The following is a 15,244-nucleotide window of genomic DNA, read 5'->3' as shown; positions in this document are numbered from 1 at the left end:
CCCTTTTACATTCATTAACCGCTTATTTCTGATTAAATTCAATCGCTTCCCAGATCAAGCTTTTGAAAGGCTCCGGCTGGATATCCGATAGTTTATGGATGCGGATGTGCCGCATTTTCGTGCCGTCGCCTTCCAGCAGATTGCCGTAGTCAGGCAATTGCGCGCCTTGATAGAAACCGAAATTGACGTGGTTTTTCGCCGGCTGCAAATAACACACCAGCCCGTCATGCGAATAGCTAGGCTTGGACCATTTGATTTCTTCCGACATTTTGGATGAAGCTTCGAAAATGAGCTCCCGTAATTGGAGCGCCAGCGGTTTTACATGTTCGTCCAACTCGTTAAAAAATGGATCTGCCAATGGGTTATGCAACTCTTTCATCAAAATCGCCCCTTTAATTCATTTTGGGTGAAACCATCACAAACAGCCAGTGCGCATCCGGCTTCGTTCCGTTCAACCTCTATCTTACCTGTAAATGAAAACGCTGGATACAGAAAAGGGGCAATGAAAAGTATGTATTGACGGAAAATTGATAATTGTCTAGTATCTTCTGAACAGCATTTACGTTAATAAGGTTGGTGCTATTGTCTTAGTAAAATAATATGCCCATGCCTTAATTAAAATGTGGTACAAAGTATTCTGATTTTATGGTAAAATTAGTTGAGAAATATTGTAAATTTAAGGCATTTTTTAAAAGTTCTGCAAACAGGGAAATCATGCTGGGAAGCAATAGGAATGGAGAGCGTGTGCATGCAAAAAGAACAAACAAGATACTCGCGACTTGCGCATATTACGAGGCTGATCAATACGAAATTGGAGCTTCGGGAAGTGCTTGAGCACGTAACGGCAGCGATATCAGAAGAAATTGTCCAATGCGATTCGGTGGGTATTTACCTACCGGAAAGCAATGGCGATTACCGGGGGTATGTAGGAAAGCCGAAATACATCAACGGCACGACACTTGATATGCATGTCATCGATATGGAATATGATTTACTTGCGAAAGAAGTTGTCGAGACTAAAAAAACCATTTATATCCCGGACACTTCAAAAGATACGCGCCCGGACCCGCGTGCAGTCGGTGCCTTCAAGATCAAATCGCTGCTAGCGCTGCCGATTACGTATGAAGACGAGTTGTTCGGCTTGGTATTCCTGTTCGATTACGGCATCCCGATGAATTTGAAGGAAGAAGAAATCCAGACGGTCGAAGCGTATGTCAATATGGCGGGCGTCGCCATCCGCAACGCCACGAATTTGACGCGCAAGGAAAATTTAATCGCTGAAAAGCAATTGCTGCTGGATCTGACGCGCGACCTTTCAATGTGTGCAACAATGCAGGAATGCTTGGATAAATGCTTCGCTTATGTCGGCAAAGTACTCAACAACTCGAACGTGGCCGTGCATCTGCTCGATCCGCTCGCGGGCCAGCGCATTAAACCGGCGACACTGAGCCGCGACAGCGACTGGACAGAAGAAGAATGGCTGGAAACCCATAACAAACAGGAATTCGATCAGACCAACGATCTTGTGATGCAAGAAGTGGTGCGCACGAAGAAAATGCTGCTCATACCGGATGTCTTTGCGGACAGCAGGCCGAACCATGACGTGTGCACGAATTTCGGCATCAAAGGTATGTTCATGATTCCGCTCGTGGCGATGGGCGAAGTGCTGGGCGCTCTGGCGATTGTCGAACTTGAAAAAGACAGGCTGTCGTTCCACGAAGCGGACATGCAATTGGCCCAATCGATTGCTGATGCAACGGCTTCGACCCTATCGAATTTATTGTACATGGAAAAACAGGAAGTAATTATCGAGGAGCGGACATCGGAAATCCGCTTAAAAAACAGCGAGCTTGAAAAAGTGGTGGCAGAGCTGGAAAGCCTGGGCCGCGAAAAAATGCTGATTTTGAATTCCGCCGGTGAAGGAATTTTCGGACTGGACCTGCAAGGCAACATCACGTTTTGCAACCCGGCGAGTGCCGCCATGCTCGGCTATGAAAAAGACGAGCTGACCGGAAAATCGTACCGGGTGATTTTCGAAGTCACCGAAGAAAATGGAAAAGACTTGCCGAATTGCACTCCGGATCAGCAATTCATCAAAAAAAATGGCGAGCATTTCCCGGTAGAATGCGTTATTTCCGAAATCAGGGAAGGCAGCTCAGTGCTTGGCGAGGTTGTAACGTTCAAAGACATCACCGAGCGTAAATTGCTTGAAGAAGAAATCAAATACTTGGCGTATTACGACAGCTTGACCGATTTGCCGAACCGCGTGCTGTTGAATGACCGGCTGAACTTTTCGCTGAGCGAAGCACGGAAAAAAGACCGGAAAGTGGCTGTGCTGTACTTGGACCTCGACCGCTTTAAATTGATCAACGACAGTTTGGGGCATAGCTATGGCGACTTGCTGCTGCGTGAAGCGGCTGAGCGGCTGAAAGTGAGCATCCCGCCGAACGCCATCATCTCGAGGCAAGGAGGAGATGAGTTCACCATCATCCTCACCGATGTCAATGGCCAAGAGGATGTTCTGGATGCGCTTGAGCACGTTATGGACGCATTCGCCCACCCATTCCCCTTGAAAGGCAATGAAGTTTTCATCAAGACGAGCATCGGCATCAGTATGTTCCCGCAAGACGGCGATACAGCCGAGATACTCATCAAGCACGCAGATGCAGCGATGTACAAATCAAAAGAAAAATCCGGGACCCATTACCATTTCTTTGAAAGCGAGATGAACCATCGCAATATGGAAAGCATCAAGCTTGAAAACGCGCTTTACAAAGCACTTGGCAATGACGAACTGGAAATTTACTACCAGCCTCAAATCGATAGCGCGACCGAAGAAATCATCGGCGCTGAAGCGCTCCTCAGATGGAACCATCCGACTGAAGGCCGCGTTTCGCCCGTGGACTTCATCCCGATTGCAGAAGAAACCGGCTTGATCGTGCCGATTGGCCGCTGGGTGCTGAAGAATGCCTGCAGGCAATTGAAGGACTGGCAGGAACAGGGGCATAGCCGTATGAGCATGTCCGTGAATTTATCCGGCCGCCAGTTTGAAGAAGACAACCTTGTTACCATGATCGGTGAGACTTTGGCGGAATATCGCCTGGCGCCTGAATTTCTGCATATCGAATTGACCGAAAACCAAATTATCAAAAACAGCAAAGTGACGATCAAGAAGATGAAGGAATTGAAAAAGCTCGGTGTCAACATCGCCATCGATGATTTCGGCACAGGCTATTCATCGCTCGGCTATTTAAAGAATTTCCCGATCGATTTCCTGAAAATCGACCGGTCGTTCATTCAGGATATTGTCCAGGATGACGATAACGCAGCCATCACCAATACGATCATTACATTGGCCCAGAACTTGAATTTGCAGGTCATCGCGGAAGGCGTCGAGACAATCGAGCAGCTGGAGTTCCTGAAATCGAAAAACTGCTTTATCATGCAGGGTTATTATTTCAGCCGGCCGATAACTGCCCTCGAGCTTGCCGCTAAGTATTTTGGAAGAGAGAAAAGAAACTAATCATATCCAGGGGGAATATCATGAAAGCTGTACGTTCTGCATTAGAATATTTAAAAGGCGCGGGAGTGACGCACGTATTCGGCATACCAGCAGGATCTGTCAATGCGTTTTTCAATGAATTATACGACATGCCGGAAATTACATCGGTTGTGGCGAAGCACGAAGGAGCAGCGGGCTATATGGCTGCTTCCTACGCAAAATACTCGAATAAGATGAGCGTCTGCATCGGCAGCAGCGGCCCGGGCGCAACCAATTTGGTGACCGGCGCAGCCAATGCGATGCGTGAACATTTGCCGGTTTTGTTCATCACAGGAGCGGTTCCAGTCAGCACGATGGGATTGAACGCGTCGCAGGAATTGGACGCGGATCCGGTCTTCAAGTCCGTGACCAAATACAGCGTGACGGTGAAGGATGCCAAGGACCTGTTGAAAGAAATTGCCAAAGCGACGGAAATTGCGATTTCAGGCGTTCCGGGGCCGGTCCATATTGCAATGCCGATCGATGTTCAGCAAGGCGATGTGGGCACACCGGAAATTCCGGCTCCGCCAGTGCGCCGCGACATGGCGCCCGATCTCGATGCGATCAAATTCGCCGCAAAAGAAATGGCGGAACGCAAAACAGGCTATATCTTTGCAGGGCAAGGCGCAAGCCAATCCACGGATCAGCTTGTCGAACTTGCGGAATTACTTGATTGGCCGATTATGGTCTCGCCGCAAGGCAAAAGCATCATGAAGAGCAGCCACCCTTTGTTTGCGGGAATCTTCGGATTTGCAGGCAGCGACATGGCGTCGAAGCTGATCAATGAAGGAGACGGAAAAACACTTCTCGTTATCGGCTCAAGCCTCGGCGAAACCGCTACGAATAATTACAATGCCAATATGGCAAAAGACCGCTTCCTTGTTCAATTGGATTTTGACGCTTCCGTATTCAACCGCAAATACGAAGTCGATGCGCCAATCCTTGGCGACATCCACTTGAGCCTGGCATTCCTTATTGAGGAACTGAAAGCGCTTGGATTGACGGCACGGCCTAAAGACGCGCCGCTTGCCGAAATGCCATCAGCGGACCTTACAGAATACAGCACAAAAAACGTATTGCTGAAATTGCAGCAATACTTGCCTGCTGAAACGCGCTACACAATCGATATCGGTGAATTCATGGCGTATGTCATCCATCATATGGACGTTCCAGAAACAGGAACATTCGACATCAATGTCCATTTCGGCGCGATGGGCAGCGGCTTGAACGTTGCCATCGGCTCGAAGTTCGCAGAGCCTGAACGTCCGGTTGTCGCAGTGACGGGGGATGGCTGCTTCTTTATGCACGGCATGGAAATTTTGACAGCGAAAGAGCATAAACTGCCAATTCTTTTTGTCGTCATGAACAACGCACGCCTCGGTATGGTCTACCACGGCCATTCGCTTCAATACAAGCGCGTACATGCGTCATTCGAGCAAGAGCCTGTTGATATTTCAGCGATGGCAGCTGCGATGAACATTCCGAGTTTCCGGGTGGATTCGATGGATGATTTAAACCAGGATGTATTGGACCGCCTGACAAGCCTCAACGGACCAGCAGTTCTGGAAGTAGCGCTTGTCGACAACAATACGCCGCCAATGGGCGATCGCGTAAAATTCCTGTCTTCATTCGGCAAATAAAAGCCTGAACGATTAATAGAAAGTAAAACCCCCCTCTTATAGAAGAGGGGGGTTTAGAAGTTGTTGAGAAAGATAATTCATTTTTTTTATTTAGTCGATGTTCCGCAAAACAGCCCCGCTAAAACATATGCTCCTGTCTCTGTCTCTGTCTCTGTCTCTGCATCGCTGCGCTAGCTTCGAGACATGAAAGTGCGCTGAAGCGAAATGCAAAGAACCATCTAAGTTTCTCGGCAGTCTGTAACGCCCTCTTATAGAAGAGGGCGTTACAGTTGGGAATAATGTTCGTTCGTGACCGCAATGATGGCATTGACGGTTTGCCGCTTGAAGTGGTCCGGCACGGATCGCCCTTCGGGGTTGCAGTAATAAAACGCGCTGATTTGATAATTGAACGTATAGCCGAGAGCGCAAAGGGCCTGTTCGAGAGGGTCAGGAAGCTTGTGGAATCCCGTCTGTGCAGTGAAAAATGCAGAAGGGATGACTTTGACGTCGATGTCCTCAAAGCCGGTGTGGATTTCAAAAAGGTCGCCGTCCTTGCGAGCGATCCATTGGCCTTTTGAATACAGCGAAATACGTGTGCGGCTGAGAGCGGCGATGCCTTCAAGATTCGTGCCGAATAATTCGTTCATCATTTTGCGGATGCCGGGACCGTCTGCGGCGTGTTCACGGGTAGCCAAATAATGGTCGATTGCCGCAATGGAAGCGTTATCATCTTTTTTCACAAGCAAGCCGATCTCTTTTTCGAGCACCGGGACCATGCAATAATCGATTCCGAACGCTTCATAGACAATGCGGCAGATTTTGTCGCCGTCCAGCGCACCTCCGGAATTGCGGACGATAGCATCCATTCGCTCAGTTTTGTCAGTATGGTGTGCCACTGATTCGTTTGAAGATGGTTGAATAGTTTTCATACAAGCGTCCCCCTGAGTCACGGATGAATTTTCTTTATATTGAAATTATATCCTAAAAAAGATGAATCGATAAGTATTATTTGTTGGAATTATGTAAAAAAAGACAATTATTAGGTAATTTTAAAAATTAACATGAATTAATCCGGCATTGACATGGACTAACCCGCAGTTAATCGGCAGTAATCCAAGCTTTACATGAACTAGCTCTTTTGCCGCCCTAAATATAGCCACAGCCAAACGGTGTGCATCAATTCGCACTTAAGCGGGTAAGCAAATAAAAAAGGAGTGTGTGCAAATGGCTTTTGATTATGACCTCGATTACAAGAACTTGGATTTGCGGAAACATCCGGAACTGTATCGGGTGGGCAAAGGGGAGCAGGGAGTCTTGCTTGTGGAGCCTTATAAAGGCGAAATTTTACCGCATTGGCGCTTCAAAACGCCGGAAATTGCGCAGGAATCCTGTGATAAAATTTACGAGATGTTCGAAGAATACCGCAAACAAGATGATTTTGTCGGCATGGACATGGCGCGCAAGTTTATCCAGATGGGCTATACCCGGGCTCGGCGTTACACGAATTACAAAGGCGGAAGAAAATACAACGAAGACAGAACCATCAAAGAACGGCAGATTGATCCGGAAAAAGCAAAGTCAGCTGCCATTTTCAAAAAGAAATGGGATGAGCTCCGTGAAGACGAAGACTATCTCAGACGCAAGAAAGAACATCAGAAAAAATACGGCTAAAGGCGGCACCGCTGTCTTTAGCCGTATTGCTGCCTGCCTATCCAACAAAAGGAGACCGTAATATTAAAATTTTCCAGCGATTTCGGCAAAGCAACATGTTCTGTTATAATAAAAACGGAATTCATTAGGAGAGAGCCTTAGGGAAATTACATACATAAGAGTTCAGAGGCATCTGCCAGTAAAAGGCTGTTTTTGGCGAAACGGTATTCTCAAGCCGTGCTCTCTTTGCAGAAAGTAGGATGAAATAATGGAATGGATGGATTTATTGAAAGCCTTAATACTGGGCTTTGTGGAAGGGATGACCGAGTTTGCGCCTGTGTCATCAACCGGGCACTTGATCATCGTGGATGATATGTGGCTGAAATCGCAGGAGTTTCTTGGGAAATATCCGGCAAATACGTTTAAGATTGTCATCCAGCTTGGCTCGATTCTTGCGGTCGTTGTCGTGTTCTGGAAACGTTTGTTCAGCCTGGTCGGTTTATACAAAATTGAAGGCCAAGAAACGAACAAGAATTTCAACTTGCTTCACGTCATTGTCGGCATGCTGCCAGCTGTCGTATTGGGCTTTGCATTCAAGGATTTAATCGATGACCATTTGTTCGGAGTAGAAACAGTCATCTATGCATTGGTTGCAGGGGCAATCCTGATGATTGCCGCTGATAAATTCGGGCCGCGCGTGCCGAAAGTCAACTCGCTCGATGAAATTACATACAAGCAAGCCTTTAAAGTCGGGCTTGTGCAATGTTTGTCGCTATGGCCGGGATTCTCGCGTTCAGGCGCGACGATTTCAGGCGGCGTGCTGTTCGGCATGAGCCACCGCACCGCGGCAGATTTCACGTTCATCATGGCCGTACCGATTATGATCGGTGCAAGTCTTGTATCGGTACTGAAAAACCTGGATACGCTGTCGATGGATTATCTATCGTTTTATGCAGTCGGTTTTATCAGTGCTTTCATCTTCGCTTTGATCTCAATTCGCTTTTTCCTGAAGCTGATTGCGAAAGTGAAACTGACACCTTTCGCTATTTATCGTCTGATTTTAGCGGCGATTTTATCGGTTATTGTCTTCCTATAAAAAAGGGCATCCAGAAATTTCCTGGATGCCTATTTTTTATGAATCTTTTGGAGTGCTTGAAACGTTAGTATACTAACTGACAATAGAAACGGGGAGAGCAGATGAAGCGGAAAGTAGTTATCGCAGGCGGAACCGGATTTATCGGGCAATATTTTGAGGCGCAGCTAACGGAAGCCGGCTATGAAGTGCACATCATTTCAAGGCTCAACAACCACGTCATGTGGAAAGACCATCACGGCATCGTCGCTGCGCTGGAAGGCGCGGATATGCTTATCAATTTGGCGGGGAAATCGGTCGATTGCCGATACACCGATAAGAATAAAGATGAAATCCTGAAATCGCGCACGGAAACGACGAAAATTCTGAGCACAGCGATGCTGGCCTGTGAAAATCCACCGCCGCTGTGGATCAACGCCAGTACAGCGACCATTTACCGCCACGCCGAAGACCGGCCGATGGCGGAAGCGGACGGCGAACTGGGAGAAGGATTCTCGGTGGACGTCGGCAAGGCATGGGAACAGGTTTTTTTCAATTTTAAATTAGAGGGCACGCGCCGTGTTGCGCTGCGCATGGCAATCGTCCTTGGCAGCGGAGGCGGTGCCATGGAGCCGTATCAAAACATGGTGCGCTTCGGGCTCGGCGGCAAGCAGGGCTCTGGCAAACAGATGTTCAGCTGGATCCACATCGAAGACCTGTACCGTATTGTGCTGTTCATGCGCGACCATGAAAAATTGAGCGGTATTTTCAACGCTTCCGCGCCGGTCCCAGTGTCTAATAGCGATATGATGGCATCAATGCGCCGAGCGATGAACCGTAAAGTCGGGCTGCCGGCAGCAAAATGGATGCTTGGACTGGGGGCCGTGGCACTGGGAACAGAACCGGAATTGATCCTCAAGAGCCGATGGGTCGTCCCGGAGCGGCTGGAGCAGGCGAGCTTTAAATTCCAGTATGAAACACTCGATAAAGCGTTGGCAGAGATTGTAAAGAAGTAGAACAACCTGACAGTTTTCTATAAATAAGCATTAAAAAAGGAGACCGCTTTGGGTTTCCTTTTTCATTGGAGTGAGAATTTTAAAGCTTCAGCAACCCATCCTGAAAATTCATTGTTCACTTCCGCGGCGTCGGCAAGGATAATGTGGTTCGCCCATCGTCCAGGATCAATGGGTGAAGCCTCCGCTATTCTGGGGCTCTGAATCGGATGGCCGAGCCACAGCGTCACAATAAGATAGTGGTCTGGACGCCCTCTGATTTTTCGGGGTGGCAGCCAGACAGCGGCAAATACCCGCTTATCGATAAAAGAAATTTGGCTTTTCCGGACTTCTACACGTGTTTGTGGAACAACGGCTGATATACTGTCTTTTAACCGTTCGTAAATCGGAAGAACAGCTGGCATGGCCGCAAAGAAATCGCACTCCTCCTTGTCCATACGTTCCCTCCTTCTTAATAGGGGGGTCTGCAGCTTTCGTTTCCACAACCCCTTGAACCCATATTTCGGTTCTCTCACTTTATTGCCCTTCTGTTTCCAATTTCATCTTCATTCCTTCATGGCTAGCGGTAAAACCAAGCCCTTCATAAAACCGCAGCGCGTCCGGCCGCTGTTTGTCTGTTGTCAGCTGGACGAGAAGGCAGCCGCGCTCTTTGGCGCGCTCGATGGCGTGGCGGATCAGCTGTCCGCCGATGCCTTGTCCGCGCACCGTTGAATCCGTCCGCACGCCTTCGATCGTTGCGCGCCAAGAGCCTTGATGCGTCAAATAAGGCGTGAACGTTACTTGCTGAACGCCTATAATGCGGCCAGTTCCGTCGACAGCCACGATCAATTCATTGTTCGAGTCTGCATCGATTGCCTGGAACGCCTCTAAATAACTTGCGGGAAGCGGCTGCGCGTAACGTTCACGCTCCTTCCCCAATACGTCATCCGCGAGCATCTCCACGATCCGCCCGACGTCCTGTTTCACTGCCTGCCTGAAAGTTAAAGGCATGTCCTCACCTCCGATTTCTTTCCATCTTACCCGACTCTGACGCATAAGTTAATTCGAAAAAAAAGATCGGTTTCTATAAGTTTTCCTTATGAAGCGGAACAAGCGCGCGGCTGGGCTGCTGTACCGAACTTTTCACGCGTTTTAGCTGCGCCACGATGATGATGGAAATGATGACGAGCAGGAACCAAGAACTAATCTTGCCGATATGGACAAGCGACCAAGCGGCTTGCTGGTCCGGGTATTGCCAGGCACCGAGAAACGTCGTGATGTTCTCAGCGATCCAGATGAAAAAACCGATAAGCAAAAAGGACAGGATCAGCGGCATTTTATAGGTTTTGTCATGGAGTCTGAACGACACGACTGTGCGTAAGAAGACGAGAAACAGCAACACTTTCAAGCCCCAGCGGATGTCATACAAAAAATGATGCGTAAAAAAGTTCGCGTAAATCAAGAAACTGATTGCGATTGAGTAAAACGGCTTTGGCCAACCAAAAATCTGCAGGTCGAGACGCCGCCACGATTGGCAGATATAACTCGCGACACTCGCATACATAAAGCCGCTATAAAGCGGCACGCTGAAAAATTTGCTATAAGCTTCTTCGGGGTACGCCCACGAGCCCATATGCACTTTATACAATTCGAGCGCCAATCCGATGACATGGAATACACAGATGACTTTGAACTCATCCCATGTCTCGAGTTTCGATGCCAGCATGAACACCTGTGCCAAGATGCAGATGAGCAAAATGAAATCATAGCGCGGCAAAAAGGGGATTTCAACGAATTTTGAAACTGCCAATGCAGCAAAGATGATAACAGGGAAGATACAGGATACCGCCTGCAAATATCCGAATCGCAAAAAGTTCAACATGGTGGTCCACCTCCGCTTTCCAGTTTTAGCCTTTGCAATAAGAACGCCGAATTGAAAGGCAAGGTTTCTGGAAAGGGAGGAATTAGATTCATGAAAAAGGGAAATGAAAGCCCACATATGAAATAAAATATGACCTTTATACTATTGAATTGACTATACTTTAGTCGCATAGTTTGATAGTATTTACCAAAAGCTTCAATTATTATTAATGTTAACTAATATTTATACACAATATAAAAACAGGAGGAAATCAGATGAAAAGAACAGTAAGCGGTTTATTAGCAATGAGTATGCTCGCCACAGCACCTTGGTCTTCGGTTCTCGCAGAATCTCCGAAAACTACATACGTCAACGCTTTAGAGGAGCAGGACGGCAGCAAATTCAACGCAGAGAATTACGATTTTACGAAATTCTCAAAGATCGGTGCAGAGTTAGAGCGCATCAACAAAGCATCCAACCGCATCAAAGTGGAAGTGCAAGGCGAGTCGGCTGACGGCAACCCGTTGTATGTCGTGACCATTGCTGATCCGAAATCAGGCGGCAAATTCGGCCAAAATCAGGCGTTGCGCAAACAGATGTTCAAAAATCCAGGTAAAGCACAAGACTGGATCGCCAATAATCCAGATTTCAAAGTGCCGATCATGATCAACGGTTCGATCCATGGCACCGAGTTTGTCGGCAGCGATGCGGTGCTTCAATTGATCGAACGCTTTGCTACGCAAAACGATGTGCAGACACAAGAAATCCTGGCTAGCAATATCCTCGTCTTCAACGTCGTCGCCAATCCGGACGGACGTATTGACGCTACGCGCTTTAACGGCGAAGGCATTGATTTGAACCGTGATTTTGTGACGCAGTCACAGCCGGAAACGCAGCACACCGTTGACTTGATTACCGAATGGAACCCGATGGTTTTCCTCGATACGCATGGCTACGTGAAAAATTACGCACCGAACAAACAAGGCTTGATCGAACCTTGCACGCCGCCGCATAACCCGAACTATGAGTACGATTTGTACAATAAATGGGCGTATGGCCAAGCAGAAGCGATGGAAGCCGAGATTATGAGCAATAAAAGCGAATACGAAGGCACGATTTATCAGAACATGACGGGTACGTATGTACCGCAGCGCGACGACGCGGCTGGCTGGGACGATTACCCGCCGATTTTCACACCGATGTACGCCATGTACCACGGTGCATACGGCCACACATTAGAAGCGCCGACAAACGATGAAGACGGCGTGAAGTGGATGTACGATGCCGTCATGGGCGCGCTGCAATATGCAACGGACAATAAAGACGAAATGATCACGGACCAGATTGAAATCTTCAAACGCGGCATCGACTTTGACCATCCGTTACATGCAGACGGCTTTTTCCCGGAAGCATATGTGCTGCCAGTGGATGAAAAAGATTCGACGGTAACGGAAAAAGCGGTCAACCATTTGATTACGAACGATATTGAAGTGATCAAAGCGACGAAAGATTTCACTGTCGAAGGCAAGACGTATAAAAAAGGTTCATATGTCGTGAAGCTGGACCAAGCGAAAGCGGGCCTTGCGAACACGTTCCTGTGGGACGGCGAGGACATCACCGATGACACGCCGGCAATGTACGACATTTCTGCCTGGAGCCTACCTGAACTTTGGGGCTTTGACGCATTCGCCGTCAACACGGAGTTCAACGTAGCAGCAACGAAAGTCAATGAAGTAAAAGGACAAGGTTCGGTAACCGGAAAAGGGCCGTTCACTATTCCGAATTCATCCGTCAAAGCGGTTGAATTGGTCAACAGCCTTCTTGCCGAAGGCGTTGCAGTGAAACGCAGCGAAACAACAGGAGATTTCTTTGTGGAAGCGCCAGCCAACACAATCGCAGCAGCGGTGAAAGCATCCGGCCTGCAAGTGAAGAGCGGTTCTGTACCGGCTGATGCCGAAGCGGTTTCTTCTGTGAAAGTCGCCATCCTTGAAGACGGCGGCATGGGCAAAGTGCAGTCGCATGCAGGCATGAATTTGGCGCTTGAACGCCTTGGTTTTGATGTCACGGAACTGTCACCGGTAGAAGTGGCGGAAGCTGGCCTTGCAGGCTTTGACGCGTTCGTCTACAATGGCACGGAAAGCTTGATTTCCACAAACTTAAGCGCGGCAAACAAAGAATTCGGCTTCCAGAATGCTGCTCAATTGGATCAATTCAAAGCGAACATCAACGCGTTCATCGCTGACGGCGGCAAATACATCGCAGCCGGAGCTGGCGCATCGCGCGCAACCAAAACGCTCGGCTTAACGCAAGTGAGCGTCAATAGCGGCGGCAGCAACAGCAACGGCATCGTTTCTGTTGACTACGACGGCACCGGCATTACAGCGGGCTACAGCCAGGACGACATCGGTTTCGTTTATCGACCGGCTTGGTACACAGGAGCTGAAGCAGGAGAAGTCCAAGCGTCCTTCGATGACAGCGACTTCTTCATGGCAGGCCATTGGAAAGGGAACCAGGCAGCTTCCGGCCAGCCGGTCATTATCCGCGAAAGCGATAAAGACGTCACGCTGATCGGACTCGAGCCAGCATTCCGCGACCACACAGATTATTTGTTCCGCCTCGTATCAAACGCACTTTACACGAAATAAACGATCAATAGAGAGCAGCCGATTTTCATCAGCTGCTCTTTTTCCATTGCAAAGTCGAATGTTGAAAATCCAGCCATAAAGGAGAGGACAGCATGACAGATGTAAGAATGGAGAATATTGAACAAGAAGCACTGGCTCGCTACCAGAAACTCCAACAGGAAAGAGCGATGGAAGCAACAGTGGCAGCAGGACCTGAAGCGATGGAAGTGCGCCGGAGCGTCATCAACCCGCATGATAGTCTCGCAACAGAACGAATCATCCACAACAGCGATTTGTTTCCAATCGCTTATCTTGAAGCCGGATTAAATGCTGGAAAATCGGTGTGCCGCATTTCGCTGCGCAACCACCAGGGGCAGATCAAAGGCTACGGCACCGGTTTTTTGATTTCACCGTCGCTGATCCTAACCAATAATCATGTGGTTGATACGTATGACACCGCATTGAATGCCGTTGCGGAGTTCAATTACGAAGACGATGTGAATTTCATGCCGCGTACCATTGTCTCATTTCGGCTGGAGCCGGAGAGGCTGTTCATCACTGATGAAGCGCTGGATTTTTCGATCATTGCCGTACAGGAAAAGGCGCTGAGCGGAGCGTTGGTTTCGGATTTTGGCCATTTGCCGCTGCTGCCGATGCCCGGAAAGATTTTGGAAGGTGAATACGTCTCCATCATCCAGCATCCGCAAGGGGGACCGAAAGCGGTGACGGTCCGGGAAAACGAAGTGAAGTTCCTGTCGGACCATTTTGTCCATTATGTAAGCGATACCGAGCCGGGTTCATCAGGCTCACCGGTTTTCAATGACCAGTGGATCGTCGCCGCGCTGCATCATGCTGGCGTGCCGGATCCGAATGATTCCAGTAGATGGATTGCCAATGAAGGCATCCGGATCAGTTCGATTCTCCGCCATCTGGACGGCGAGCGCGGGAACCTGGACGCAGCGGAATCCCGTCTGCTGGATGCCATATTGCCCCAAGCGCCGCTTCGGGACGCCGTTCCCCAGCCGATGGAAGTCGGCGAACTCGATGCCGATTGGTACAGCGGCGCAAACGGATACGACGCGGCGTTTCTGGGGCTTGGGATGGACGTGCCGCTTCCGCCAGTAAGAAATAGAGCGGATGTTGCGGAAACATTGGACGGCGAGACAAAGCTCGACTATACGCATTTTTCCATTGTCATGAGCAGGTCACGGCGGCTTGCCTATTATTCGGCAGTGAACATCGACGGCAGCCAATTGGTCAGCGTCCAGCGCTCGAATGACAAATGGTATTTCGATCCTCGGCTGGCTAGGGAATTCCAGAGCGGGCCGGAGTTGTATGACCGGAATGACCTGGACCGCGGACATTTAACAAGAAGGCAGGACCCGAACTGGGGAAGGGATGCTATTGAGGCGAATGCCCATACGTTCCATTTCACCAATAGCGTGCCGCAGCACAAAGCACTTAATCAGAAGACCTGGCTTAGCCTGGAAGATTACATCCTGGAAAACGCAGGGGCCAATGGTTTTAAAGTGAACGTCTTCACCGGACCGGTTTTCCGGGAAGACGATGTTTTGTACCGGGGTGAATTCCGAATTCCGGCCGAATTCTGGAAAGTAGCGGTTATGGCCAAAGAAGACGGTACGCTGTCAGCAACAGCTTACTTGCTGACTCAGCGAGACTTGATCGAGGATTTGGAATTCGTCTATGGGCCGTTCCAGACTTTCCAGGTGCCGGTGGCGCTCCTCGATAAATTGGCTGGCATCGATTTCAGCGGTCTGCAGCCACACGATCCATTGGCTAATTTGGAGATGGTTGGGGGCAGAACGATTGCAAGCAAAAGGGATATTTTGTTTTAAGTGCTTAGCTAAATGCAAAAAGGCAGCCA

The 15,244-nt window shown here is 48.9% G+C and carries 12 protein-coding genes; 7 read left to right on the top strand and 5 right to left on the bottom strand.

Features of this window, described 5'->3' with window-relative positions:
* Positions 1-22: 22 nt before the first annotated feature.
* The gene (locus AC4EHB_RS12500; protein ID WP_490975724.1) at positions 23-379 is read right to left on the bottom strand and encodes a DUF1801 domain-containing protein; all 357 of its coding nucleotides are present in this window, start codon (positions 377-379) and stop codon (positions 23-25) included.
* Positions 380-748: 369 nt separating this feature from the next.
* Between AC4EHB_RS12500 and AC4EHB_RS12495 the strand changes: the two genes are divergently transcribed.
* Together AC4EHB_RS12495 and AC4EHB_RS12490 are read left to right on the top strand one after the other, a co-directional pair.
* On the top strand, positions 749-3,523 hold the full coding sequence (locus AC4EHB_RS12495) for an EAL domain-containing protein (RefSeq protein ID WP_490975725.1): 2,775 nt from the start codon (positions 749-751) through the stop codon (positions 3,521-3,523).
* Between the two features lie 20 nt (positions 3,524-3,543).
* Positions 3,544-5,181: a thiamine pyrophosphate-binding protein gene (locus AC4EHB_RS12490; protein ID WP_490975726.1), complete on the top strand. Its 1,638-nt coding sequence runs from the start codon at positions 3,544-3,546 to the stop codon at positions 5,179-5,181.
* 263 nt (positions 5,182-5,444) lie between these two features.
* Here AC4EHB_RS12490 and AC4EHB_RS12485 read toward each other — a convergent pair whose 3' ends face one another.
* Positions 5,445-6,089 carry a hypothetical protein gene (locus tag AC4EHB_RS12485; protein WP_490981719.1) on the bottom strand — a complete coding sequence of 215 codons (645 nt, stop codon included), beginning with the start codon at positions 6,087-6,089 and terminating at the stop codon, positions 5,445-5,447.
* A 295-nt stretch (positions 6,090-6,384) separates the two neighbouring features.
* Between AC4EHB_RS12485 and AC4EHB_RS12480 the strand changes: the two genes are divergently transcribed.
* The 3 genes from AC4EHB_RS12480 (at position 6,385) to AC4EHB_RS12470 (ending at position 8,898) form a co-directional block, all read left to right on the top strand.
* Entirely contained in the window at positions 6,385-6,831 is a 447-nt protein-coding gene (locus AC4EHB_RS12480; RefSeq protein WP_490975728.1) for a DUF4385 domain-containing protein, read from the top strand.
* A 247-nt stretch (positions 6,832-7,078) separates the two neighbouring features.
* Positions 7,079-7,906, top strand: coding sequence for an undecaprenyl-diphosphate phosphatase (locus AC4EHB_RS12475; RefSeq protein ID WP_490975729.1), 828 nt, complete (start codon positions 7,079-7,081; stop codon positions 7,904-7,906).
* A 101-nt stretch (positions 7,907-8,007) separates the two neighbouring features.
* Positions 8,008-8,898, top strand: coding sequence for a TIGR01777 family oxidoreductase (locus AC4EHB_RS12470; RefSeq protein WP_490981718.1), 891 nt, complete (start codon positions 8,008-8,010; stop codon positions 8,896-8,898).
* Between the two features lie 62 nt (positions 8,899-8,960).
* Here AC4EHB_RS12470 and AC4EHB_RS12465 read toward each other — a convergent pair whose 3' ends face one another.
* The 3 genes from AC4EHB_RS12465 to AC4EHB_RS12455 form a co-directional block, all read right to left on the bottom strand.
* The gene (locus tag AC4EHB_RS12465) at positions 8,961-9,332 is read right to left on the bottom strand and encodes a DUF5655 domain-containing protein (RefSeq protein ID WP_490981717.1); all 372 of its coding nucleotides are present in this window, start codon (positions 9,330-9,332) and stop codon (positions 8,961-8,963) included.
* Positions 9,333-9,411: 79 nt separating this feature from the next.
* A complete protein-coding gene (locus AC4EHB_RS12460; protein WP_490975732.1) occupies positions 9,412-9,885 on the bottom strand; it encodes a GNAT family N-acetyltransferase in 474 nt (157 codons plus the stop codon).
* Positions 9,886-9,958: 73 nt separating this feature from the next.
* A complete protein-coding gene (locus AC4EHB_RS12455) occupies positions 9,959-10,756 on the bottom strand; it encodes a DUF817 domain-containing protein (protein ID WP_490981716.1) in 798 nt (265 codons plus the stop codon).
* A gap of 254 nt (positions 10,757-11,010) precedes the next feature.
* On the opposite strand from AC4EHB_RS12455, the gene AC4EHB_RS12450 reads away from it, so the two are divergent.
* Together AC4EHB_RS12450 and AC4EHB_RS12445 are read left to right on the top strand one after the other, a co-directional pair.
* Positions 11,011-13,380 (top strand): M14 family zinc carboxypeptidase, encoded by a 2,370-nt coding sequence (locus AC4EHB_RS12450; RefSeq protein ID WP_490975734.1) that lies wholly within the window; start codon positions 11,011-11,013, stop codon positions 13,378-13,380.
* Positions 13,381-13,472: 92 nt separating this feature from the next.
* Positions 13,473-15,215 carry a DNA/RNA non-specific endonuclease gene (locus AC4EHB_RS12445; RefSeq protein WP_490975735.1) on the top strand — a complete coding sequence of 581 codons (1,743 nt, stop codon included), beginning with the start codon at positions 13,473-13,475 and terminating at the stop codon, positions 15,213-15,215.
* Positions 15,216-15,244 lie beyond the last annotated feature (29 nt).

Source organism: Planococcus sp. TJ-302 (genome assembly GCF_058268455.1).
The sequence above is the reverse complement of the archived record's forward strand: the minus strand, read 5'-3'. Positions and strand labels throughout refer to the sequence as shown.